General features: G+C 41.2%; 21 protein-coding genes and 4 pseudogenes. 7 read left to right on the top strand and 18 right to left on the bottom strand.

All coding sequences use genetic code 11. The features are described 5' to 3' along the window. Window positions 1–52 precede the first annotated feature (52 nt). The 12 genes and pseudogenes from M5V91_RS18175 to M5V91_RS18225 all read right to left on the bottom strand — a co-directional run bounded on the left by M5V91_RS18175 (window position 53) and on the right by M5V91_RS18225 (window position 8,616). Window positions 53–394: a DUF1048 domain-containing protein gene (locus tag M5V91_RS18175; protein WP_009335229.1), complete on the bottom strand. Its 342-nt coding sequence runs from the start codon at window positions 392–394 to the stop codon at window positions 53–55. 72 nt (window positions 395–466) lie between these two features. Then, entirely contained in the window at window positions 467–787 is a 321-nt protein-coding gene (locus M5V91_RS18180) for a PadR family transcriptional regulator (RefSeq protein ID WP_019379484.1), read from the bottom strand. A gap of 265 nt (window positions 788–1,052) precedes the next feature. After that, window positions 1,053–1,395: pseudogene (locus M5V91_RS18185) on the bottom strand (VOC family protein). Between the two features lie 99 nt (window positions 1,396–1,494). After that, entirely contained in the window at window positions 1,495–2,142 is a 648-nt protein-coding gene (catA, locus tag M5V91_RS18190; RefSeq protein WP_071157925.1) for a type A chloramphenicol O-acetyltransferase, read from the bottom strand. A 478-nt stretch (window positions 2,143–2,620) separates the two neighbouring features. Beyond that, window positions 2,621–3,238, bottom strand: a complete 618-nt coding sequence (locus M5V91_RS18195) for an alpha/beta hydrolase (protein WP_284521421.1) — start codon at window positions 3,236–3,238, stop codon at window positions 2,621–2,623. Window positions 3,239–3,411: 173 nt separating this feature from the next. Further along, window positions 3,412–3,612 carry a hypothetical protein gene (locus M5V91_RS18200; RefSeq protein ID WP_284521422.1) on the bottom strand — a complete coding sequence of 67 codons (201 nt, stop codon included), beginning with the start codon at window positions 3,610–3,612 and terminating at the stop codon, window positions 3,412–3,414. After that, window positions 3,588–3,953: a hypothetical protein gene (locus M5V91_RS30585; RefSeq protein WP_369425900.1), complete on the bottom strand. Its 366-nt coding sequence runs from the start codon at window positions 3,951–3,953 to the stop codon at window positions 3,588–3,590. Before M5V91_RS30585 ends, M5V91_RS18200 begins: the two co-directional genes overlap by 25 nt. Next, entirely contained in the window at window positions 3,950–4,486 is a 537-nt protein-coding gene (locus tag M5V91_RS18205) for a CopD family protein (protein WP_284521423.1), read from the bottom strand. The genes M5V91_RS30585 and M5V91_RS18205 overlap by 4 nt, the downstream gene beginning before the upstream one ends. A 1-nt stretch (window position 4,487) precedes the next feature. After that, entirely contained in the window at window positions 4,488–5,033 is a 546-nt protein-coding gene (locus M5V91_RS18210) for a copper resistance CopC family protein (RefSeq protein WP_251174085.1), read from the bottom strand. 523 nt (window positions 5,034–5,556) lie between these two features. Then, window positions 5,557–7,691: pseudogene (locus M5V91_RS18215) on the bottom strand (heavy metal translocating P-type ATPase). Continuing rightward, window positions 7,684–8,052, bottom strand: coding sequence for an ArsR/SmtB family transcription factor (locus tag M5V91_RS18220; protein WP_019379488.1), 369 nt, complete (start codon window positions 8,050–8,052; stop codon window positions 7,684–7,686). The pseudogene M5V91_RS18215 and the gene M5V91_RS18220 overlap by 8 nt, the downstream one beginning before the upstream one ends. Window positions 8,053–8,235: 183 nt before the next feature. After that, a complete protein-coding gene (locus M5V91_RS18225) occupies window positions 8,236–8,616 on the bottom strand; it encodes a FixH family protein (RefSeq protein WP_251174087.1) in 381 nt (126 codons plus the stop codon). Window positions 8,617–8,817: 201 nt separating this feature from the next. On the opposite strand from M5V91_RS18225, the gene M5V91_RS18230 reads away from it, so the two are divergent. Next, window positions 8,818–9,315: a PCYCGC motif-containing (lipo)protein gene (locus M5V91_RS18230; RefSeq protein WP_284521424.1), complete on the top strand. Its 498-nt coding sequence runs from the start codon at window positions 8,818–8,820 to the stop codon at window positions 9,313–9,315. 143 nt (window positions 9,316–9,458) lie between these two features. Then, window positions 9,459–9,922: pseudogene (gene trmL, locus M5V91_RS18235) on the top strand (tRNA (uridine(34)/cytosine(34)/5-carboxymethylaminomethyluridine(34)-2'-O)-methyltransferase TrmL). A 398-nt stretch (window positions 9,923–10,320) separates the two neighbouring features. On the opposite strand, the gene M5V91_RS18240 reads toward trmL, so the two are convergent. From M5V91_RS18240 to M5V91_RS18255, 4 genes are all read right to left on the bottom strand, one after another. Beyond that, entirely contained in the window at window positions 10,321–10,608 is a 288-nt protein-coding gene (locus tag M5V91_RS18240) for a hypothetical protein (RefSeq protein WP_217027571.1), read from the bottom strand. Between the two features lie 158 nt (window positions 10,609–10,766). After that, on the bottom strand, window positions 10,767–11,390 hold the full coding sequence (locus tag M5V91_RS18245; RefSeq protein WP_009335243.1) for an FMN-binding negative transcriptional regulator: 624 nt from the start codon (window positions 11,388–11,390) through the stop codon (window positions 10,767–10,769). Between the two features lie 21 nt (window positions 11,391–11,411). Continuing rightward, entirely contained in the window at window positions 11,412–11,930 is a 519-nt protein-coding gene (gene paiA, locus M5V91_RS18250; protein ID WP_251174088.1) for a spermidine/spermine N(1)-acetyltransferase, read from the bottom strand. Between the two features lie 12 nt (window positions 11,931–11,942). Beyond that, complete coding sequence (locus M5V91_RS18255; RefSeq protein WP_009335245.1) at window positions 11,943–12,368, bottom strand: MarR family winged helix-turn-helix transcriptional regulator; 426 nt, start codon at window positions 12,366–12,368, stop codon at window positions 11,943–11,945. Between the two features lie 279 nt (window positions 12,369–12,647). Between M5V91_RS18255 and M5V91_RS18260 the strand changes: the two genes are divergently transcribed. Continuing rightward, entirely contained in the window at window positions 12,648–14,423 is a 1,776-nt protein-coding gene (locus M5V91_RS18260; protein WP_251174089.1) for a beta/alpha barrel domain-containing protein, read from the top strand. 61 nt (window positions 14,424–14,484) lie between these two features. Here M5V91_RS18260 and M5V91_RS18265 read toward each other — a convergent pair. Together M5V91_RS18265 and helD are read right to left on the bottom strand one after the other, a co-directional pair. Further along, window positions 14,485–16,004, bottom strand: a pseudogene (locus tag M5V91_RS18265) (DHA2 family efflux MFS transporter permease subunit). A gap of 62 nt (window positions 16,005–16,066) precedes the next feature. Then, window positions 16,067–18,403: an RNA polymerase recycling motor HelD gene (gene helD, locus M5V91_RS18270; RefSeq protein ID WP_251174090.1), complete on the bottom strand. Its 2,337-nt coding sequence runs from the start codon at window positions 18,401–18,403 to the stop codon at window positions 16,067–16,069. Between the two features lie 453 nt (window positions 18,404–18,856). On the opposite strand from helD, the gene M5V91_RS18275 reads away from it, so the two are divergent. From M5V91_RS18275 to M5V91_RS18290, 4 genes are all read left to right on the top strand, one after another. Beyond that, complete coding sequence (locus tag M5V91_RS18275) at window positions 18,857–20,488, top strand: ATP-binding protein (protein ID WP_251174091.1); 1,632 nt, start codon at window positions 18,857–18,859, stop codon at window positions 20,486–20,488. Further along, complete coding sequence (locus M5V91_RS18280) at window positions 20,485–21,012, top strand: response regulator (RefSeq protein ID WP_284521425.1); 528 nt, start codon at window positions 20,485–20,487, stop codon at window positions 21,010–21,012. The genes M5V91_RS18275 and M5V91_RS18280 overlap by 4 nt, the downstream gene beginning before the upstream one ends. Further along, window positions 21,009–21,179, top strand: a complete 171-nt coding sequence (locus M5V91_RS30590; protein WP_369425901.1) for a hypothetical protein — start codon at window positions 21,009–21,011, stop codon at window positions 21,177–21,179. Before M5V91_RS18280 ends, M5V91_RS30590 begins: the two co-directional genes overlap by 4 nt. Window positions 21,180–21,459: 280 nt before the next feature. Beyond that, window positions 21,460–22,785 (top strand): CitMHS family transporter, encoded by a 1,326-nt coding sequence (locus tag M5V91_RS18290; protein WP_071157922.1) that lies wholly within the window; start codon window positions 21,460–21,462, stop codon window positions 22,783–22,785. The last annotated feature ends 358 nt before the right edge of the window (window positions 22,786–23,143 follow it).

Consider the following 23,143-nt stretch of genomic DNA (forward strand, 5'->3'; position numbering starts at 1 on the left):
GTGACAAATCACATTTGTAAAACACCTATTCAGTCGGTATTATATATAGAATTTATTTTTTCCCCAATCGCTTCATGATACTCTCATTCAAATCCTCACGATACTTGGCAACATAGGTTTTAGCATTTGCCACTAGTTCGTCGGCAAAGGATGCCACGTCATCTCCGGTGATTTCCAGCACTTGTCTGCCTTCCGCCGCACCGGCTTCGAACAAATCGATTAATTCATACTGCATGTGCAGCATATCCATCCCGTTGCCCGCTGAGAAATTCCACATATAGTTTTGAATTTTCTTAAATACAAACTGGTAATCCTCTGGAAGGGCTTCAACCCTCGCCATCATCATCTTGTATTCTTTTTTATCACCAATCATTTTTTTAAACATATCAAACATGTTATTTTTCCTCCTTTTTTTATAAAGCTGAACAAGACACTCCAAAAATATCCGACAGAATATCTTATGAAACTAGGTTGACTTCAAGACGTTGATTTTTGAAGATACAAAATCCCATTTTTCCCAAAATAATTCAAGTTCCTGGCGGCCAGCATCATTTAGTGAGTAAAATTTGCGGGGCGGTCCCATATCTGAAGGTTTCTTTTCCACGTTCACCAGCTTTTTCTTTTCTAATCGCACGAGGATGGTGTACACCGTCCCTTCCACTACTTCGGTAAAACCAAGCTGGTTCAGCCGGCGGGTAATCTCGTAGCCATAGGTTTCATGTCGGCTGATGATTTCCAGCACACAGCCTTCAAGCGATCCCTTCAGCATTTCAGTTAAATTTTCCATATTCAGAGCCTCCTCTATTGTGTCTGACTTATATTCAGTGATACTTAGTACCAGGGAAAATTTTTTTACTGAACAGCACTTGTAAAACTCCGCTATTCAGTATTGCTTATTACAGGTATATCGTAACACCGAGTAGCAAAGAGTGTCAACTATTTTCATAAGAATAATTTAATTTGGTCAACTGCCCCACAAGCATAATAAAAAAACCTGCCTGATTAGTAGCTTATGAGCAACGATAGCTCAGTAACAATTATATGACAACTAGCTATTTCTCCCAAAGCTCGACCAGTCGGCCATCAGGGTCTTCGATCCAAATAAACTTTCCAAACCCACTAACCTCTTTTTCCTTAGCAAGAGGGACACCAATTTGTTCAAGATACTTAATAGTTTCGTTTAAATCACCTACTTGAAAATTTAACATCACTTGTTGCTCTGCTGGAAAATAACTGTCATTCCCGGCAAAGAAAGAAAAGATAGTCACATTGCCTAATGGGGGTTTAATCAAGGTCCCATTCCAATTTTCTATTTCAATCTTCAGCACTTCACTGTACCATTTTTTCACAGCATCAAGATTCTTAGTTCTCCATTCCGCCGAAACCTTTTATCATCGCAACTAACTCCTGTCTTTTTTATTTACAAACTTTAGTATTTCTATAAAAAAGGAACTGCTGCACACAGTTCCTTCGATATACTCCACCAATGACCAGTTAAATCCAATCTGCACTTTCGTCGGCAAGCCTTTGTAAATCATTCATAAAAACACCAGCATGATAGCCATCACAAACAGCATGGTGCATTTGTAAAGAGACAGGCAGGAAAAATTCATCATTTACTTGTGAATACTTCCCTCCAGTTATTATGGGTAAGAGAAAATCCCCGCCATTATTTATATTTAAATTAAATGCGGTAAAAGAACTCCAAGGAATCATAGAGATCGGAATAGTATTATCTGGTATAGGTATTTTTGGAAATAATCTCCCCGTACCATTGTATTTTTCTGCATCTTTTTCATATTGAGAATGAAACTCAGAAAAAATAGATAAGTTTGGTGACCAGATTCCAGAAAATGTGTGTGTCTTTTTATCAAAAATGGTATAGAGAGGGCATATCTCTGTCCAATAACCTAAATTACCTTCTGAGTTGAAATTTATTCTAAATTCTCTGTGGGCGTTAACGATTTTTGTCACCATAAAAATAAACGCAGGATATAACTTATAATTCTTTTTCTTTAAGTTCTTCATAAGCATCGTAATATTTATTTCATTCGTCAGACTGAATGTTGTCTGCTGCTGTATATAGTGTTCAAAATATTCCTTTCGATCCCAATTGTCACGATTAATACTGTTAAATTTCATACTCAACGCCTCCTAATATAATCAAATTTATCTTAGGAGGCTATATTCACTGCTTTTTTCATAACAGTCATCCTTTTTTATTAAATATTTCTTTATATTAGGCTCTTTTCGTATAAATTGTTGTTTTTCACCTATCAATGTTGTCCGTTGATTTCCGCTCCAGGCTGCTCGCTTTCCGCGGGGCGGGCGGTGAGCCTCCTCGACGCTCCGCGTCTGCGGGGTCTCATCTGTCCCGCTACTCCCGCAGGACATTGAATATGCTTCCTCGAGCAAACACCGCACGAAGAAAATGCAAATGCATTTTCGAGGATCTCGCACCTTCCGCTGCAATCAACTCAGCAAATAATATACAAAAAGCAACAAACCTTGCGAAAACAGCCTTATATTATCAAGTATCCCTAACTAGTTTCAACCAGCTTTCTCCACTAACAAGCTCCTCAGTTCAAAAAGCAGTACTAAAGATTAGCCTATTCAGATATTAAAACTCATTAATATTTGATATGACACCTTTTAATATTTCAATTGATTTTATAGGTTCTTCATCAAGCTCTAGACTGTGATTTCCACCCTCAACCACTTTTAATATAAGATTTTGGTTCTTTTTCAATTTTTCAAAGCGCTCCTCAATGAAACAACTATCTCGATCTCCAATTATACAAAGTCCCTTATGATCACTATTACCCATTGCGTTAAATACGTCTTCTCTTTGCAGCAATGGCGTCAGCCATACGGCTTTTGCATCTTTCAACATAGTATTATTTAGCAGATAACTCAAAGCTATTGTTCCGATTGATTTAGCCACTACATAATAATTACTGTATTTCTTGTTCTTGATGGCGCTATCGATTGCATGTTGTACATCTCTCGAGAAATCCTCTTCACTTAGAACAGACATCTCTTCCCTGCTAAGTGTATAGTTAATGTGTAATACATCAAAACCCTTTGAGTAAAATAACCCTGTGGCAAAGTGCAGCAGCGGAGCTTTTGTTGTGTAGCCAGCCCCAGGCAAGACAATAACTAAACTGTTTGTTTCTCTCTTTTGTTCTATCAATCTAAAAGGAATACTTTTTGAACCAGCAATACTGCGATTAGTCACCGTTTACTCACTTCCTAAGTTTTTAATGGTATCTATTCTTGACTATTACCAAATATTCCTCCTTCATATGAACTGCACCGATAGCAGAAGAAAAGCTGCCATAATGACAGCTCCGAACTTTAATTCATTGTTTGTTCCAGGGGTTTTGACCACTTATCTTTTGACACCGCATATCATATAGATAGAGAAATCATCAAACCAAAATAAAGGGCAAAAACAAAACTCATTCCGAAAAGAATTGCAATATAAGGTTTTACTTTCTTAAAGCTGATCACAATTAAAGCTAAGAAAAGCAGCGAGTTAGCCAATAGAAATAATGATAAAAAATTTGGTGTTAAATGAACATTATTTACAGAAGGAATGTCAGTCCCCAAAAGCCATTCCACCCAAATCGAAGCACCTTCCGACTGGACCGTAAATTCAACTTCGTGGGGTGGCGATAAAGTTCCCAATACACTTGTAAAACAAAAAACAAGGAAAATAATAATACCCTCCCCTTAATCCATGGCCGAGGGTCAAAAGAGGAAACTCTTAATGATTTTCTGGTTAGCACTCCATTTAAAAATGCGAATACCAATAAAGGAATAATGCTTAGATGTTTTAACAGAAGCATTTGCCCATATGGGAGAACCCATGAATTCACATAATCCTTTGGTTCAACCACATAGAACATTAGAGCAAAGCCGCTTATAAGCAAGATCATTAAATTTATCATGGCAAATGGGGTAAACCACCGCAGGAACAATGGCCACTTTTTTCATCACTTGAAAACCAGGCGACGTGGATTAGAATCCCTGTCCAAAGTGTCACCATAAGAAAATGGATGGAGTGTGCAATAAACCCGTTCCAAAAGGACAATGAGGCAACATGACTGGAGTACCCAATGGCAAAAACCATCAGCAGCAGCCAAAGCGCCTGCAGATATTTTGAACCATTTAATAACAATGTCATCCATAGGAATACCGACATAAACCCAATGAAGATCCAGGCTCTACCTACTTGAAAATCTGTCAGAACTGAATACGCTGCGAGTGTAAGACCTACGTCATCGCTAAAATAAGAAATCGTCTGTGCGACCGGTCCAAATGTAAAAATATAAATGCCTAACGATGATAAAAGCAGCGTCTTTTTAGAGATATATGTTTTGGGCTTTTTCTTTTCAGATATAAACTGAAGTGCTGTGTTTCCGATTAAAATCGAAAATAAAAGATACGTAACGACTTCGGCTAACGGTACGGCTACACTCATTTTAACGCTTCCTTTTGAACAGAAGGAACAATCCCAACACTAATACAGCCAATGTCAAAATTGGAATAAAGATATTCATAATCCTATTTGGAGAGGATTCTTTTTCGCCCTCTGCACTTTTCTCTGTTTCTTCTGTCTGCATCTTTTCTTCATCAGAGATTTGAGATTCTTCCATTTCTGATTCTTGACTTGTATTTTCTTCAGATTTTACAGTAAAGGGGATTTCCCCTGTAATCTGGTGCCCGTCTTCCCCGACTATCTTCCAGCGAATAACATAGGATCCGTTTTCAAGTGGTGCTTCTAATGTTCCGCTCATTTGCTTGCCATTTGGTTCAACATCGGAAAAAGGGATTTCTTGTCCTTCCATGACTAGCGTCATTGTACTCAAAGATTCAATTTCACCAGCAAAGGTAAGAGTAATTTCATTTAGATCTTCCGTTACTATTTGTCCTGGTTTTGGAGTTGAAGATTCCAGCCCAGTGTGAGCAGTTGCCATTGATGGCAATATGATGAAAAAACATAGGAATGACATTAGGATCTTATTCATAGTAAAATTCCCTTCTCATTTACTTAATTCCCAACAGAAGTATACCATTATTATTTTGACTTTAATCATCACGGAGAGGCTGCAGGTTCTTAACCATTTCATGAACTAAATATCAGCAACCTCCCCACCCCCTTGGAGCAGCGCCGAACCCCTTCTATATTGCCAAGGGAGCCCTAAAAAGTATAACCCTTGACTATCAGTAACTCCTCTTTTATGTATTGGCATCTCTTTCTCCTTAAAGATTGCGGGAAGCTTTATCCTGCTATCACCCGATTTAAAGCCAGTGGACCAAATCAGATTTCCTACTTTCACTGTGCTTTGGTCCTTAAAGAAGGGGCTATGATCATTGGCAGATAAAGCCTTCGATTTCTGCTTTATTCCTCCGTCTTTGAGCAAATTTTTCTCCTTTTAGGATATTAGCCTGCAGAAAGGCTTGCTTGGCCTGCCCCAGTAACCAAAACGTCGTATCCCAAAGTATCCCCCTAGCAAAAGAGCTTCCCATGAAAAATGGGAAGCTCTTATCTTATTTATCTTTAATTCTGAGTAATCTCAAGCCGTTTAATGTGACAATAAGAGTCGCACCCATATCGGCAAAAATCGCAATCCAAAGCGTTAGCCAGCCTGGAATGACCAGAAGTAATGCGACTAGCTTTATCCCTAATGAAAACGTAATATTTTGCTTAATAATGCTAAGGGCTTTTCTGCTTAACTTCACGGTAAATGGCAGTTTGCCAAGATCATCTGCCATCAGGGCAATATCCGCTGTTTCAAGAGCCGTATCTGTTCCAGCTCCCCCATGGCAATTCCAACAGCAGAAGCAGCCAATGCAGGGGCATCATTTACACCGTCGCCAACCATCGCCACACGGTCATATTTCTTTCTAAGATCTTTAATATACCTTAATTTATCCTGTGGCAATAATTCGGCTTTAATATCTGATACGCCGACTTGTTCTCCAATCGCGTTTGCAGTTCCTTCGTTATCGCCAGTAAGCATAATGGTTTTTTGAATCCCCATAGAATGGAGATTTCCAATAACATTTTTGCTGTTTTCTCTTAACACATCCGCTACGGCAATCAGACCCAATACTTCCTTTGAGGTACCTGCTGCCATGACCGTTTTTCCCTGCTTTTGAAGGCGGGCAATGGTTGCTTTTAATTCAGAAGGAACGCCGTTTGATAATAATTCCTCAAACAAATTCGGGCTTCCAACATAATACATCTGATTTTGAAAGATTCCTTTAATACCTTTTCCCGTAATGGAAGAAAATTCTTCAATACTGATGTCCTGGTATGCCGCATTTTCATCTTCCGCTTTTTTCATGATAGCTGAAGCCAGTGGATGCTGTGATCCTTTTTCCAATGCGGCAGCAATGGACAAAAGCTCATTAGAATTTGCATGGGATTGCGGAAGGTAATCTGTTACCATGGGAATCCCTTTTGTTAGTGTTCCCGTTTTGTCAAAGGCAATGGCTTTGATTGCGCCCATCTCTTCTAAATGAATACCGCCTTTAATCAGTACGCCATTTTTTGCCGCATTCCCAATCGCAGTCACAATTGCAACAGGGGTCGAGATTACGAGCGCACAAGGACATCCAACCACAAGTGCAGCTAACCCCTGGTAAATCCATGTATCCCAATCAGCTCCAAAAAACAGCGGAGGAACAACGGCCACACCTAAGGCAATAAGCATGATAAGCGGCGTATAGTATTTAGCAAATTTGTCGACAAAGGCTTGTGAAGGTGCTCGCTCAGCCTGAGCCTCTTCCACTAAGTGGATGATCTTCGCAATTGTCGTATCATCTACATGCTTTGTTACTTTAACCTCAAGCAGTCCCTCTTCATTCAAGGTTCCTGCAAAGACTTCATCTTCAGCCGTTTTGGCAACAGGGACCGACTCACCCGTAATAGCCGCTTGGTTGACGGATGACACCCCTTTTACTACGATGCCATCCATCGCGATCTTTTGCCCGGGCTTGACAATCATAATGTCGCCAAGCTGAATATCATCCACCTCAACCATCATTTCTTGATTTCCTCTTCGGATTAAGGCTTCCTTTGGAGCAATATCCATTAAAGAGCGAATGGATTGACGCGCTTTATCCATGGAATATGTTTCAAGTGCTTCACTGATGGCAAAGAGGATGACGACAGTCGCTCCTTCGCCCCATTCCCCTATAAAGGCGGCACCAATGACAGCAATAGTCATCAGTGTTTTCATATCAAACTGAAGGCGGATTAGATTTTTTAACCCTGTTGTGAACAAGCGGTATCCGCCAATAACCATCGATGCGCCATACGCTAAAACGGAGAAAATGCTCCCTTCCCCATTCAGTTCCCCCGCAGCCCATCCAATAACGAGGAGGACAAAGGAAGCGATGACAGTCGCATGCTTTTTCAGAAAAGGTTCTTCCTTCTCTTCAAACCGCTCCTTCTCAGGGATAATTTTTATATTCTCAAAAGCTCCGGCCTTTTCCAGTTCTTCAATGGTTGCATCTCCATAAACGGTCAGCTTTGAAGCACCAAAATTTACACTTGCATCAGAAACACCATCCAGGTGTTTTACGTTCTTTTCGAACTTTGTGGCGCAGCCTGCTCAGGTGAATCCCTGCACACGATAGACCGTTTTTTCATCTGACTTCGCTAAAGCCTCACTCATAGTGCGCCACCTCCTTTTGATGTGTAAAGGCAATTTGAATCAGCTGTTTGACATGATCATCATCCAGTGAATAAAAGACCAATTTGCCCTCCTTACGATACTTCGCCAATCCCATATTCCGAAGAAGCCGTAAATGGTGAGAAGCCGTAGCCGTTGTGCACCCCACAATATTGGCTACATCACAGACGCACAGTTCTTCTTCCTCACATAGGGAAAAGGCAATCTTAACCCTAGTTTCATCAGATAATGCTTTAAATATTTGGGCAACAGCAGAGGTATTGTGGTGTGAGGCAGATTCTTTAACACGTCTTACTTTTTCTTCATCTACACAGGTTACTTCACAAACATCTTCGTGCTTCAAGGAAGCCACCTCCTTAATCAAACGATTATTTGATTATTAGTATATGCATCTATTATCAAACAGTCAAACATTCATTTGATTATTAGGAAGATATTTTTATGTCATAAGAAAATGAGTATCCAACAGCACAAATGGTTCATCCAAATTGAAGGATGAACCATTAACTGAAAATTATTATTTGCTTTATTCTACCTTAAATTCTTTTGTTGGCATATTATGCATACCTCTTGCCGTTACATGTGCTGTTACTGAATAGGTTCCCGCCTCTTGAAACGTTGTTGTAATAGAATAAACACCTCTGCCCTGATGCTCCCCAATCATTTCTTCTGATGTATCTTGACCTGCTTTTTTCACTTCAAACTTAACCCCATTGGCATCTTCAACCTTTTCCTCCCCCTGTGTGACGGCGGCCTGGATGACTGCCTCTTGATTTACCTGTATCACTTCTGGAATGTTAACCGAAACCTCCAATAAATCAGGAACTTTTTCAGCAGCGTCATTCTCCTTTGAACACCCTGCCAGCAAAAATAAAACACAGGCAAAAAGAAAAATGGCTTTCCTCATATATAGCACGTCTCCTTTGTTTACATGTTCAAAAAATTGTATGTACCTTTTCATTATAGCGATGGCTGGTGTTTTATTTGTGACTATTCTATGAATTCATTGTGCCCTTGGTAATTATTATTAGGCATAGAATCATTGAATCAGTAATTAGAATTAGGTATTCTTACATTAAAATAGCAATTTGATAGAAAGGAAGGTTTAATGAAGAATTTCATTTTCCCTATACTAACAGCCATTGCGCTAGTTTCTGGCTGTTCGCCGGCAGAAGATCAGGCATCAGAGGATAGCCATTCACATAGCGGCCATCAAGAACAGGCTGCTCCTGTCTTAACGTATGAAATCGGCAGCAATGACTGGTCAGCCGTCACCACATACAGCGACAGCCCTAAAGTTTTAGAAGCATATCAGTTCGCTGTCGCACATCCAGAGGTATTGGATTACATGCCATGTTATTGCGGCTGTTATGAAGAAGATGGTCACACCAGCAATACGAATTGCTTTGTTGATAACGTAGAAGGGACCACGGTAACACTTGATACCATGGGCTTCGGCTGAGGGGTTTGTGTGGACATAGCCCGTGAGGCTAAATCAGAGTTTGAAAAAGGCACAAGCTTAAAAGATATTCGTCATATGATTGATAAAAAATACGAAAGCATGGGGACAGAATCTACTCCAACACCTATGCCTGAAGAAGTATAAAACACGCTAACCATCAGCGTGTTTTTTAATCGTCAGCAGATCCTATTATTTAACTAACATCCCTGTCCCGTTAGCATATTACTAATACGCCCAATCAATATGCTATAATTTGGAGGGTAAATTGAAGATAGAGGTGACAATCCTTGGCCATACATGTCGTACTATATCAGCCGGATATTCCGGCCAATACCGGAAATATTGCTCTAACTTGTGCTGCAACGGATACATCCTTGCATTTAATTCGGCCGCTTGGCTTTTCAACAGATGAAGAAATGATCAAACGGGCAGGCTTTGATTTCTGGAACTCTGTGAACATAACGTATTATGATTCAATGGATGACTTTTTTCAAAAAACCAAGGCGAGTTCTACTATATTGAAACCTTTGGTGAACAGGCACATTCATCCTTTGATTTCAGCGATGCTTCAAAGGAGCATTATTTCATGTTTGGAAAAGAAACAACGGGCTTGCCAAAAGACTTACTGGAAGAAAATAAGGATCACTTTTTAAGAATACCCATGAATGATAATGTCCGTTCACTCAACCTTTCAAGCACAGCTGCTATATTGGTGTATGAGGCTCTGCGCCAGCAGGATTTCCCCATCTGAAATAAAACATCTTCCTCGCTGGAAGATGTTTTGTTTGTTTTCATTCCAATTAGCACTTTAGTAGGTCACGCTTATTAAATTATGTTCTGCTTAAACGGAATGCTGTTTTTCTTTCTTGTTCCTCGCAATAATAACAGCTAATAAATTTATCCCAGCCCCAATTAAATTCATAATAAAGTTACCTATCTTACCAAAGTTATCGATGGTTAAACCAATTAAAAAACTCCCAAAAAGAATTAGTAAAATAACAATAAATAACCTCAAGTCCCTTCCTATCCCCCTATTAAACTCATTAACTTATATTGTCCAAATATCCCGCTATCTCCATAAGAAAAAGCTGCCGAATGACAGTCCAGAATCCAGCTATCGAATTGATTAACTGAGCACCTTCAGGTCAGTCACTTTTCCGGTTTCAGAATAGTTCTTTGCAGGGGAACGCCTCCCATCGAAACATTGCGTTCTATGAAAATATAGGTCTGGCCATCAATAATAAATTTTCGATTCCCCATATAACTGACCTCTCGCCCTTGTTTGATAAGTTCACTCTGAATCGCTTCAACATACTCTTTAAAGTCCACGTACCTCTCATCCAAATCAATGGTGATATGATTTTTTCTATAGCCCATAAGCCAATTAAAACCAATCAAGCATAAACCGAGTATGGCCAAAAATAAAATGATTTCCATATTCGATGCTTCACTCCCTTTTAATAACTACTGTATGAGAATGATATTAATTCGTTTCATGAAAAATAAGATCAACGTCCTCGCCTCTATACTAACATAATATTCCAGATGATAAAAAAACAGAGGACATCCTGGTTCCTCTGTTTTTTCCTATAAACTTACAATCTCTTTTTTACCTTACCCTCCATCAGTTGGGCCATTTGCTTAGAATTAAGATCATTCTCTTCATGGAGTTTATGAATTATATTTTGATAGTCTCTTTCATTGCGGTTCTGGCTTAGTTTATCGGCAGCTTGAATTTCCTCTACCCTAATCTTGAATCCAACAATTCCTTTTAGCTGCTGTTCTAAAAGCTCCGGAGAAAGCTTATCCCATAAAACTGGATTCCTGCGATGCTTTTCATATTTTTGAAGCAGCATGGCCAGGTCCTGCTTTAATTCCTCTTCACTCAGAATATTGGCTCGACCATATACATGGACAGCCTGATAGTTCCAAGTCGGGACATTTTCTTCCTCATACCAGGAGGAAGAAATGTAAGCATGTGGTCCCTGGAACATCACCAGAACATCTTCAGAGGCTTCGAATGTTCTCCATTGCGGGTTTCCATAAGCCATATGCCCTGTTAAATAGCACGTATCTCCTTCTTTTATTAACTGCAATGGCAGATGAGTGGCTATGGGTCTTCCATGTTTGGTCGTGACCATCGTGCCAAACGAATTACTTTGAACAAACTCCCATATTTCATCCGCATTTGTGACTTTATAATATTTAGGAATATACATGATCATCCGCCCTTCAAAAAATTAATTGAGAATCTTGGCCATTATAAAATCCGTTTGTTCTTCATCACCCATATAAAAGGAATGGGCTCCCGTTTGGACAAATCCCATTTTCTTATAAAAGGCAATTGCCTTTTCATTTTTTTCCCATACACCCAGCCAAATTTTCTTTTTATTTTGTTCCATCGCAACTTCCAGGGCTTTATTGAACAGATATTTACCAAGCCCCTGTTTCTGAAATGGGCTTCTGATATATATCCTCTCAATTTCGAGTGCTTCATCGCCCATTTCTTCAGTCTGAGCCTCATCGGTATTCACCTTTAAATACCCGGCAGTCTCGCCATCAATTTCAACAAAGTAGAACTGTGATGAACGTTGAGATAGTTCAGTCTCTAATTGCTTTCGGTTAAACGCCTTTTCCAAATAGGCTTCCATGTTTTCGGGAGAATTCTGTTCCTTAAACGTTTCATTAAAGGTTTCATAACTAATTTCCTGAAGTCTGCTTAAATCTTCAAGTGTACATTTTTTTATATTAATAGTCATTATGCCTCTCCTTTAATAATTTCTCTTGTTCCCCTTTTTCACATATTCCCAGTCTTTCTCTACATTTTTTCTAACCCTTTGAAGCAGCTTGAAAATGGTTTCTGCTTCTTTCTCGGAAAGCCCCTCTAAGCAAATCGCATTGGAATATTCATGTTCTCTCTTTATAAGAGGAAAAACTTTTTTCCCTTTCTCTGTTGGGAAGAGCTTCCTGATTTTCTTGTTCTGTTCATCATCTTTCTTTTCTATAAAGCCATTCATTTCAAGCTTTTTAATCGCACGGGCTGCCGTTGTCCGATCAACTTTTATCATCTCAGCTAACTTTTCCTGAATAATTCCTGGATTTTCACATATTCGCACCAGGTACAGGTACTGCCCTTTTGTAAGGTCAAGCTCTTTAAATTCGATATTGCTTATGGAATCCAATGCCCTAGCGATCATGCCAATTTCACGGAGAATTTCCAGTGTACTCAGCTCCTCAACATGAATTTTTGTTGTAAATGCAATAATAATACTATATATTCAATCTACCTTAATTTTGTTGCATTTGCAATAAAAATAATATAATTTGTATTACTTGCTATGAAATTCAATGATCCAATTGTCATTAGTCCTTTATTGACGGTCTGTTTAAATAGAAGGAGCACTCTTTCACCACAATAAACTGCCTATCCATCCAAACTCGTATGCTAAAATAGATAAAAATGGGAGGTGTTTTATTTGTCGGATTGGTCGTATCATCCTATTTTTAAGCCCATACTTCAGAAGCTCCCGCCTTCCTTCAGCCGGGAGTTTATCCATCGCGGAATGAGCATGATTTCATCCAGCCGTATAGGGGAAGGATTAATCGAATTTCTTAGTCATATGGAACCCTCCGGCATGCATGCGAAAAGTCTATTTGGCGTTCATTTTTCCACTCCAGTCGGACTTAGCGGCAGGATTGATCCTCACTTATCAGGGATGAAGGCTTTTCAGAATCTGGGCTTTGGTTTTATTGAAGTTGGGCCTGTTTCCATTCGAGGGTCATCAGGAGAACTATTTATGGACCCGAAACTAGAGAAGATATATAGATTAACTGACGCTTCAATGGAGTTAATGGCAGCTAAGGAACAGCTGCTTTCCTTAAAGAAAAAGAAGATTCCGCTTCTTATAAACGTTGAAGGAACTTATCAGGAAGCTATGCAAATTTGTGAAGAATTGCTTCCTTTTAGCGACGGATTTATTTTGGGCAGCCATATTTTTCAATCAGCGAGTCAATTTAACCAATTTAAATATGAATTAAATAAACCTATCATCCTTTCTATTTCACAGGATGATACACTCAGCCTGGACTATGGCCCGGACGGAATTCTTCTTACAGGCAATGCTTCACCAGAAGAACTCATTCATAAGCTGTCAGCTCTCAGAAAGCTGTACAGCGAAGAATTGCCCATCATTACTTCAGGCTGTGTAAAAGAGCCTTCAGATGCTATTAAACTGCTGGAAAGCGGAACTTCTTTAATCATGTTAGGCGATGAGTACATTTTCACTGGACCTGGATTGCCGAAGAGGATTAACGAGGCTTATACAAGCACATTTACGAAGGAGCCTGTCGAAGTGAAAGGATGGCGCTGGTACTGGCTGTTCGGCTTAGCTATTGCCGTTGCAGGGCTCATTGCCCTGTTTTTCAGCATGACTTCGGTGATCCTTCCCTATGACGAGAGCTTTCTGGGGATCTTTAGGAAAGATATTATTTCCTTTAACCCTGCCATTTTATACTTTATGGCTCATGACAGAATGACGCTGTCAGGAACAATGATTTCAGGCGGAATCATCTATATGCAGCTTGCCAGGCATGGAATAAGAAATGGCCTCCACTGGGCAAGAAAAGCGGTAAATATAGCAGGAGCTATCGGCTTCCTGGGCATTGTCCTGTTTATTGGCTACGGTTATTTCGATTGGCTCCATGGGCTGTTTTGGCTTATATTACTGCCCTTGTTTATATTGGGATATGCAAAATCAAGAACAGCAAGTGCATCTCCCTCCAGTTCAAATCTTTTCAACAGTCCGCAGTGGAAGCTGAGCTTATTCGGCCAGCTTTGCTTTGTGATTCTGGGGGTTTCATTAGCTATTGGCGGGATGATCATTTCCGTCATTGGGGCTTCACATGTATTTGTACCAACTGATCTTACTTATCTTTGCATGACTCCTGAAGCTCTGAACGAGTTTAACGATCGGTTAATTCCTGTGATCGCACATGACCGTGCAGGATTTGGGAGCGCACTTTTAAGTGTAGGCTTGCTCGTCTTGATGCTGGCTTTATGGGGGATCCGCGAGGGGGAAAGATGGGTGTGGTGGACCTTCACCATTGGGGCGATTCCGGCATTCGCCGCCGGGATCTTAACTCATTTTTTTATTAACTATACGGATTTTATCCACCTGCTTCCTGCTTATTTCGCATTGGTTTTATATGTGATTGGCGTTATCGCAACCGCCCCTTTTTTATTAAAAAAATAGTGGGTAAATAAAAAACCGGGCGGGATCAGAACTGGATACCGCCCGGGTTTCGGCCTTTTGATCAATCTTTAACTGCCGCTTCTTCACCTGTTTGATTTTCATAATGGGGTTTCACTCTTTTAATAAAGAAAGCAAGTATGAGTGCAATCACCGCAATCAATGCAGAAATGAAGAAAGTGAAATTAATGCCATGCAGCATCGCTTCATTCATGATTTGCTGCTGCATGTCAGCTGCGGCCTGTGCAGATGGCTGAGCTGCACTGGCACTCATATTGGCCAGTGAGTCAGCAGCCAGTTCCTCTGCTTTTTCTTTCGTACGGTTGTTCATGACGGTAATCAGCAGTGCGGATCCAATGGCGCCGGATACCTGCTGCAGCGTATTATTCATAGCGGTTCCGTGCGGATTATTTATCGCCGGCAGCTGATTCAATCCATTTGTCATGACAGGCATCATGACCATTGACATCCCGAACATCCGAAAGGTATACAGCAGAACAAGAGTAGAATAGGCCGTATTCATGCCGATTCTGCTGAAGTAATAAGATGTTACAACGGTAATGGTCAGCCCAATTACCGCCAACACTCTTGCCCCATACTTATCAAAGAGTTTCCCTGTAATGGGAGACATGACCCCCATGACAATCGCTCCCGGAAGCATCAATAGACCCGACTCCATTGGTGAAATTCCCCGTATGGTCTGTACATAGATGGGCATCAAAATCATCGCTGAAAACATGGCGACGGATATCACGATTGAAATGGCCGATGACAGGGCAAACATCGGATATTTGTAGATGCGAAATTCAAGCATAGGGTCATCCATCCGAAGCTGACGGAGTACAAAGGTAATTAAAGCAAGTGCCCCAATCACAATCGTGCCGTACACGAGGGGCTATCCCATCCTTTTTCCCCTGCTGAACTAAAGCCATAAAGCAAGCCGCCAAATCCGATGCTTGATAAAACCAGCGAGATGAAATCAAGCTTAATAGCTCTCTGGGGTGTGATATCTTTTAATTTAAAGACTGCCAAAACGACGGTTAACAGGGCAATTGGCAGAACAAGGTCAAATAACATCCTCCAGCTGTAATGTTCAATCAGCCATCCTGAAAGAGTCGGCCCAATCGCTGGAGCAGTAATCATGACAAGACCAAACATCCCCATTGCCGCCCCTCTTTTTTCGACCGGAAATGCGGTAAGCATGACATTCATTAATAATGGCATCATAATCGCCGATCCTGAAGCTTGAATCATCCGAGCCCCTAATAACACACCAAATGCAGGCGCAATACTGGCCAGGAATGTTCCCAAAGTAAATAATGCCATGGCTGTAATGAATAATTTCTTATCAGAAAATCGCTGAATGAAGAATGCACTCGCCGGTATTAAAATCCCGTTAATAAGCATATAGCCTGTAGACAGCCATTGTACGGCTGTTGCATTCACACCGAATTCTTCCATGATGGATGGGAGGGCAACGTTCAGTAATGTTTCATTCAATATCGCAACAAAAGCCCCGATAAATAAAATGGCGATCATGCCATATGGCGGTTTGTTTTGACCCGTATTGGTTTCCTGCGGCATATAGAATCAATCCTTCTTTCTATGTTAAATATAGATTTGTTAATCGGATACACCCGACCGAGTCAGACCTGGATGAAACCTTCCCGCAAAACGTCTTGCAAAAACGGGCTCGGTGCCCCTACGCTGTAAAGCTGCAAATCATGCATTGCTCTCGTGCAGGCGGTGTAGAAAGCTCGGCGCAGGCTTTCATCACCATAGACATGCTCTGATGCATCATAAATAATGACGGCATCAAATTCGATGCCCTTGGATAAATACGACGGTACGACAACCACTCCTTGTTCATATTCAGTCGAGTTGCTTTTCAAGAGTTTAATTCCATCGATGCCGGACAGAGCCCCATATGCACGCAAACTTTCTTCAGCCGATTTGCATATGATTGCAATAGTTTTAAACCCTTGGCTTCGTAAATCCGCGACTTTAGAGGCGATGCAGCTGTGCAGCTGTGCGTGATCGGTTATTTGTTTCAGCTCGGGCCGCTTGCCGCTGCGATCAAAAGGGATGATCCTTTCGCCGTTTGGAACGAGTCTTCGCGTAAATTCAATAATCGGCTTTGTGGAGCGGTAGCTTCGTGCTATATTGATCACTTCTGTTTCATCCGGTCCGTACAGGCCAGCAAGCGGTTGAAAATCAGCCATTTCGCTGGCATGGGCAAAGATCGCCTGATTAAAGTCGCCGAGGACCGTCATCTTGGACGCAGGAAACAGGCGCTTTAGAAACTCAAATTGAAATGGCGAATAATCCTGTGCCTCATCAACGACGATGTGCTTAATCGAGCTGTTCGTCTGAAAGCCTTGAATCTGCTCCTTCAGATATAAAAACGGGGTAGCATCTTCATAAAGCAGGTGACCTTCATCCAGCATTTTCAGCGTCGCCTGACAAATATCCGTCCATTCTGCTGGTATCTCCCCTTCTATCCACTGTTTGATCTTTATGGGATCAGTAAAAATCTGTTTGTATATTCCCTTAAAATCGACAAAACGCAACGCCCGGATTCGTTTTCGCAGCGGCTTCAGCTTTTTCCGGACAATCAAGCGGGCTAACGCTTCAGGCTCGATTTCATAATCATGAATCGAATCTCCTTTAAAGCCGCGTTTTTTCGCGAGATAGGCATGTGCCTTATGATATTCCTCATTGCTGAGCAGCTCGATTTCCTCCTGTACCCACGGCTTATTCCGTTCCGCCTTTTCAGCTTCATTAATTTGCTTAATAAGCCATTCCATCAGCTTTTCAAGTCTGTTATGAAAGCGAAGTGAAGTGTCGCTGCTATAAAACCTGTCTGCCATTTGCTGCGCGGAGACAATCGGCTTTCCTCTGAAGACTATGTCCTTAAATAGCATTCCGGATAACTCCAGCGACTTCATGTATGCATGGATCGCTTCAAAAAAGCGGACAGATGCTTTGAATTGAATGCCCGAAACCCTTGCCCTGTAGGAAGAGGTATGGTCTGCAGTTAACACGTATTCCAGCTGCCCGTATGGATTTTCAACTTCAAACTCTTTACTCAGCCGGTGGTCCAAATATTCCTGGAAGGTGACCTGCTGCATATTCTCTTCACCGAGTTCCGGGAGCACATTGGACACATAACTGTTAAACATTGAGTTAGGCGAAAACAAAATAATTTGCTCCGCATTTAAATTATCCCGATCTTTGTACAGCAAATAAGCAATCCGCTGCAGGGCAGCCGATGTCTTGCCGCTCCCAGCCGCACCGTGAACAATGAGCAGCCTTCCGCGATCATGACGAATGATCCGGTTTTGATCCTGTTGAATGGTAGCTACAATATTGTGCATATGTTTGTCAGTACCCTTGCCCAGAACCTCCTGCAGGATCTCATCCCCAATGGTGAGACTTGTATCGAACATGGACTGCAAAACGCCGCCGCGGATAAGATATTGCCACTTCTTCTCCAATGTGCCCTGGATTGTGCCTCCCGGTGTTTCATACTTGGCGGGACCGGGCTGGTAATCATAGTAGACACTGGAGATCGGTGCCCTCCAATCGTAAATAAGGAATTTTTCGCCGCTGGCATCCCTTAGCGAGCTGATCCCAATATAGATTTGATCCTGATCTGATGAACCTTCTTCCATAAAATCAATACGGCCGAAGTAGGGAACCTCCTCCATCCTTCGCAGCGTGGACAAGCGCTTGGATGCATGTCTGTGGGTGCTTTGGCTGACCGAAAGAGCTTGAGCCTCCTGCCTCAACCCGATGATGGTCTCCAGGTAATCATCAAAGGTATCAATATTCACCTTGACTTCATCCCAAAAGTGTTTGCGGATATGAACCACTTCGTTTTTACGCCTGGAGGTTTCCTCTTCCAATCTGCTGACTTCCTCCGCAATTGTCCCCATGACACTGTCCAATCGTACTTGCTCCTGCTGAAGTTTCGAATTCATAGCAAACACTCCTTAAAAAATTTATTAAAGGGTTGACAAACGAATTGATTGCATTATATAATTAAGATAGGGAAAATATATTTATTTTTTATTACATAATGCACATCTATATAAATTTACCACAGGGTTTCACTTTTTTCAATGGTTTTTACTTAATTCTTTGATTGTCGATTTTCGACAGAGCCGTATTTAACGTTCCCCAATGTTAAGTACGGCTCTTTTAATTTTATTTACCCCTATCTTTATTTGTACTGATCCCTCCCCGTTAACCATCAGGACAATTTCTTAATAGCTTCCCCATCCGTTACATTGTTAACGAATAGTCTGGCCTTTTAAGGAGAGATCACCAGTCTTGTCCTGCATCCAAAGCTTTATTCATTTATAGTAAGTGAACTTTACCTTGCCGAAAGCATTTGCCTCCTTTAATCTAGTAGTAAAATAAAATTGCTAGAGGTGGCCATTTTGTCGAAACCTTTTATATTTAAGCAGCCTGGGCTTTTCGGGCAAATGGTTCTGCTCGTGCTTACTGTACTCTTAATTTGCATCTTGTTAATTATCATTTCCTTTTCATCCATTATTGACCAAATGATTGAGAAAACCACCGGACAGCAGGCGCTGACAGTTGCGGAATTGGTTGCCGAAAACGATTCCATCATCGATGCGTTTAATACAGATCATCCAGCACAATTGATTCAGCCTATTGCCGAGAAGCTTAGAGAGCGGACAGGCGCTGATTATATTGTAATAGCGAACGGGGATGGTATCCGTTATTCCCATCCCTATCTGAATCAAATTGGCAGGCCTACAGAAACAAGCAATAAAGCCCCGCTGGCAGGAGATTCTATTGTTTTTATTGGAAACGGCGTTTTAGGAGAAGCAGTTAAAGCGAAAACACCCATTTATGATGAGTCAGGTAAGATTATCGGTGTTTCTTCCGTTGGCTTCTTGACGAATGAATTAGAAGGGAAAATTTTCGTCTATCAATTGCGGGTAGCCGGTTTCGGAGGACTTGCCCTTCTCATTGGCATACCAGGAGCCTTTTATATCGCCCGCCGTGTCAAGAAGCTTATATTTAACCTGGAGCCAGAGGAAATTTCTCATGCCTTCTCTGAAAAGCAGGCAATTCTGGAATCAATCGGGGATGCCACGCTTGCTATCAGCCCTGATCTAAAAATTTTATCAGCCAATAAAAAAGCGCGCAGCATTTTAGGTGAGCATGCAAAAGATACGCTGACTGAGCTGCATTTGAAAGCGCTTATACAAAATGCATTGGAGAATCCCAACCTTTTCATCCAGAAACAAGTACTCATAAACAACTCGATATACATTGTAGACATATCGCCCATCCAGGCTGAAGAAACGGCAATAACAGGATTCGTCCTGACTATTCGCCCCTTCTCTGAAGTTGAAGATTTGGCGAATGAACTTATTGAAATCCGGCAGCATGCCAACCATATTCGGGCGCAGACCCATGAATATTTAAATAAACTGAACACATTAAACGGTCTCCTGCTATTGGAGCGTTACGAAGAAGCAAAAGCGCTTATGAAGATGGAAGTGCAAGAACTGCAGCAAACTGTCACCTTTTTAATGTCTACAATTAAAGATCCTTTGATTGTTGCCCTTCTTCTAGGGAAAGTGAACCGTGCCAAAGAAATGAAAGTATTGATCACATTTGACGAAAACAGCCAGTGGTTAGACTTCCCTGACACCATACAAAGCGAACATGTCGTGACAGTGGTTGGTAATTTGATTGATAATGCTCTAGAAGCATCTTCTGCATGGAAAGGAAAAAGCGCCACTGTCCACCTGTCCTTTACAGACTACGGAGACGAGCTGATTATGGATATTGAAGACAATGGCAAAGGCATGACCTCTGAAGAAGAAGCTTACTTTTTTACAGAAGGAGCGACAACCAAAAATGACCCCCAGCATGGTCTAGGCCTGACCATTATGCAGCATGCATTGAGCCAGCTTGGCGGGGAATGGTATCGTACAGATCGTTTAGAAGGAACATGTATGACAATCGCCATTCCAAAAGCTAATCCTGATTTCACAACTGCGAAGGAGAGAGAAAAATCATGACTAACCCATCCATCGGGGTGCTGATCGTTGAAGATGACCCTGTCGCTTCGTCTGTATATGAACAGCTTATTCAAAACAGAAAAGATTTTACTGTCATCGGAAAAGCACAAACAGCTTCAGAAACCATTCAATTGCTAAACGTTATCACTCCCGACCTGATCCTGCTCGATGTTCATCTGCCAGATGCAAATGGAATTGATTTGCTATTTCAAATCAAACACGCACACCGTCATGTAGATATCATTATGATAACCGCTTCCAATGATGCCAAAACAGTAAGAGACGCCATGCGTGGAGGAGCATATAGCTATCTGCTGAAACCGATTATGGTTGACAGCTTTTTTCAACATTTGAAGAGTACAGCCAAACGAGGCATGCCCGGCAAACAAATGCCCATATCAAACAAGATGAAATACAGCGGCTCTTTCAAAAAAACACTCCAGCTGCCGAGACAAAGCACGAGGCCGAGAATTTGCCAAAAGGCATCGACAAACACACACTCCGCAAAGTTACACAAGCAATGAAAGCTGCATCCACAAGCCTAAACGCTGAAGAAGTAGGGTTGCAAATCGGAGCAAGCCACTCCACGGCAAGGCGCTATTTAGAGTATCTGGTTTCTATTAACTTGGTGGAAGTCGATATTGTCTATGGCAGCGTGGGCCGTCCGGAACGCCGATACAAACAACCTTAGCAAGCCCTCTTATAAAGGGGCTTGCTTTTTTTAGCTATGTCTTAAAGAAAGCTTCTATAGGATAAACATTGCCTGACCAAGAAGTTCAGTTTAAGGAGAAAGCTCCTAGTGAATGATAGATATCTAACATATTACGGTATTTCTCTTATTTTCATAAAAAGTATGAAAATTATGAAACTATTGCTTTTTATTCAAATAAAACAACTAATCTATTCTTACGAGAGCAGCCCTGTTAAAGTAATTCGAAAGGAAGCGCTTACAACTATTTAGGAGGGTTCATATGCTCGCGTTGCTTGGATATATTATGGTTGCTGTTTTTATGGCTTTAATTATGACAAAACGAATGTCTGCACTACTGGCATTAATTATTGTACCAATTGTCTTTGCTTTAATTGGAGGTTTTTATACCGGAATCGGGGAGATGATGCTCGAAGGGATAAAGCAAGTTGCTCCTACAGGCGTTATGCTTGTGTTTGCTATCCTTTATTTCGGTATCATGATTGATGCCGGCTTATTTGAACCAATTGTGAATACGATTTTGCGGATTGTAAAAGGGGATCCGCTAAAGATTGCCCTCGGAACAGTTGCTCTCGCGTCACTTGTTGCCCTGGACGGAGATGGGACAACAACATTTATTATTACTGTCACAGCCATGCTGCCTCTATACAAAAAGCTAAATATGAATTTATACATGCTCTCAACACTCGCACTTCTCTCCATCGGCGTCATGAACATGACACCATGGGGCGGACCGACAGCCCGAGTCATCAGTTCTTTGCAGCTCACAACCGAGGAAGTATTCCTTCCGCTTATTCCTGTAATGGCAGCTGGAATAGCCTTTGCCTTTCTCGTTGCTTGGCATTTTGGATTAAAGGAACGGAAACGGATTGGGATCTTCAAAATGGATGATCCAATTGCCAGTGAGATTCAAGCGGCAAAGGAACAAACCGCTGCCGCTATAGATCATGGAGAAAAGTCCGCAGAGCTGCAGCGTCCAAAGTTAATTTGGGTTAACGCCGGACTGACAATAGGCCTGCTGATTGCCTTAATTGCCGGATTGCTGCCTCTCCCTGTTCTATTTATGTTAGGGTTCGCGATTGCGGCGATGATCAACTATCCAAACCTGGTACAGCAAAAAGAACGCATTGCCGCCCATGCTGGAAATGTTCTCGCAGTGGTCGCATTAGTCTTTGCCTCTGGTATATTCACAGGAATCATGAACGGGACTGGAATGGTAGATGCAATGGCGACAGCACTTGTTCAAGTCATTCCAGAACAATTGGGAACCCAGCTGCCTTTAATTACAGCTATCACGAGCATGCCATTTACGTATTTCATGGCAAACGATCCCTATTACTATGGAATTATCCCGATCATTGGAGAAACTGCTGCCAGCTACAATATTCCTATGGCTGAAATTGCCCGTGCATCAGTACTCGGCCAGCCCGCTCACGTGTTAAGCCCGCTCTATGCCGCAGGTTACCTTCTAGTCGGCATGATCGGAATTGACTATGGCCAGAATCAGCGTTTTGCTTTAAAATGGGCAGTTGGCTCTTCAGTATTTATGATTATTGCTGCCATTGCATTTGGCGTTATTTCGATTTAATAGTTAGGGTGATGCATATTATTTGTATCACCCTATAAATCTGCAAAGCATCCTATAGTTTAAATATAATTCTACATAAATCTTATTTAACATTATTTATTTTACAGCTATAAAATGAACCAAAGTCAGATGCTGCGTTTTATGTTTTTTACGCGATTTAAGTAATGATCGTCTACTGTTTTAAATGTTTGTTATAAAAGTACATCTAAATATAGAATAAACCTTCAAGTCCTTATGTTCCCCTTTAACATAAATTACTCTTCTGCTTATACCTTTAAAAGACATACCTAACTTTTTTGTTCAACAAAAAGAAAACCACCTATTGGCAGCTGAATTTTACGATAGTCCTTTTGCTTCA

Origin of the sequence: Cytobacillus pseudoceanisediminis (assembly GCF_023516215.1) — a bacterium.
GTDB classification, from domain to species: Bacteria; Bacillota; Bacilli; order Bacillales; family Cytobacillaceae; genus Cytobacillus; species Cytobacillus pseudoceanisediminis.

What these genes read in the sequence shown, in the direction of transcription:
- M5V91_RS18180 (WP_019379484.1), bottom strand. Translation starts at nt 787, where the DNA reads ATGGAAAATTTAACTGAAATGCTGAAGGGATCGCTTGAAGGCTGTGTG.
- M5V91_RS18290 (WP_071157922.1), top strand. Translation starts at nt 21,460, where the DNA reads ATGCTCGCGTTGCTTGGATATATTATGGTTGCTGTTTTTATGGCTTTA.
- M5V91_RS18205 (WP_284521423.1), bottom strand. Translation starts at nt 4,486, where the DNA reads ATGAGTGTAGCCGTACCGTTAGCCGAAGTCGTTACGTATCTTTTATTT.
- M5V91_RS18280 (WP_284521425.1), top strand. Translation starts at nt 20,485, where the DNA reads ATGACTAACCCATCCATCGGGGTGCTGATCGTTGAAGATGACCCTGTC.
- paiA (WP_251174088.1), bottom strand. Translation starts at nt 11,930, where the DNA reads ATGACTATTAATATAAAAAAATGTACACTTGAAGATTTAAGCAGACTT.
- helD (WP_251174090.1), bottom strand. Translation starts at nt 18,403, where the DNA reads ATGAATTCGAAACTTCAGCAGGAGCAAGTACGATTGGACAGTGTCATG.
- catA (WP_071157925.1), bottom strand. Translation starts at nt 2,142, where the DNA reads ATGAAATTTAACAGTATTAATCGTGACAATTGGGATCGAAAGGAATAT.
- M5V91_RS30590 (WP_369425901.1), top strand. Translation starts at nt 21,009, where the DNA reads ATGAAAGCTGCATCCACAAGCCTAAACGCTGAAGAAGTAGGGTTGCAA.
- M5V91_RS18255 (WP_009335245.1), bottom strand. Translation starts at nt 12,368, where the DNA reads ATGATCGCTAGGGCATTGGATTCCATAAGCAATATCGAATTTAAAGAG.
- M5V91_RS18240 (WP_217027571.1), bottom strand. Translation starts at nt 10,608, where the DNA reads ATGGAAATCATTTTATTTTTGGCCATACTCGGTTTATGCTTGATTGGT.
- M5V91_RS18225 (WP_251174087.1), bottom strand. Translation starts at nt 8,616, where the DNA reads ATGAGGAAAGCCATTTTTCTTTTTGCCTGTGTTTTATTTTTGCTGGCA.
- M5V91_RS18175 (WP_009335229.1), bottom strand. Translation starts at nt 394, where the DNA reads ATGTTTGATATGTTTAAAAAAATGATTGGTGATAAAAAAGAATACAAG.
- M5V91_RS18245 (WP_009335243.1), bottom strand. Translation starts at nt 11,390, where the DNA reads ATGTATATTCCTAAATATTATAAAGTCACAAATGCGGATGAAATATGG.
- M5V91_RS30585 (WP_369425900.1), bottom strand. Translation starts at nt 3,953, where the DNA reads ATGATAAATTTAATGATCTTGCTTATAAGCGGCTTTGCTCTAATGTTC.
- M5V91_RS18210 (WP_251174085.1), bottom strand. Translation starts at nt 5,033, where the DNA reads ATGAATAAGATCCTAATGTCATTCCTATGTTTTTTCATCATATTGCCA.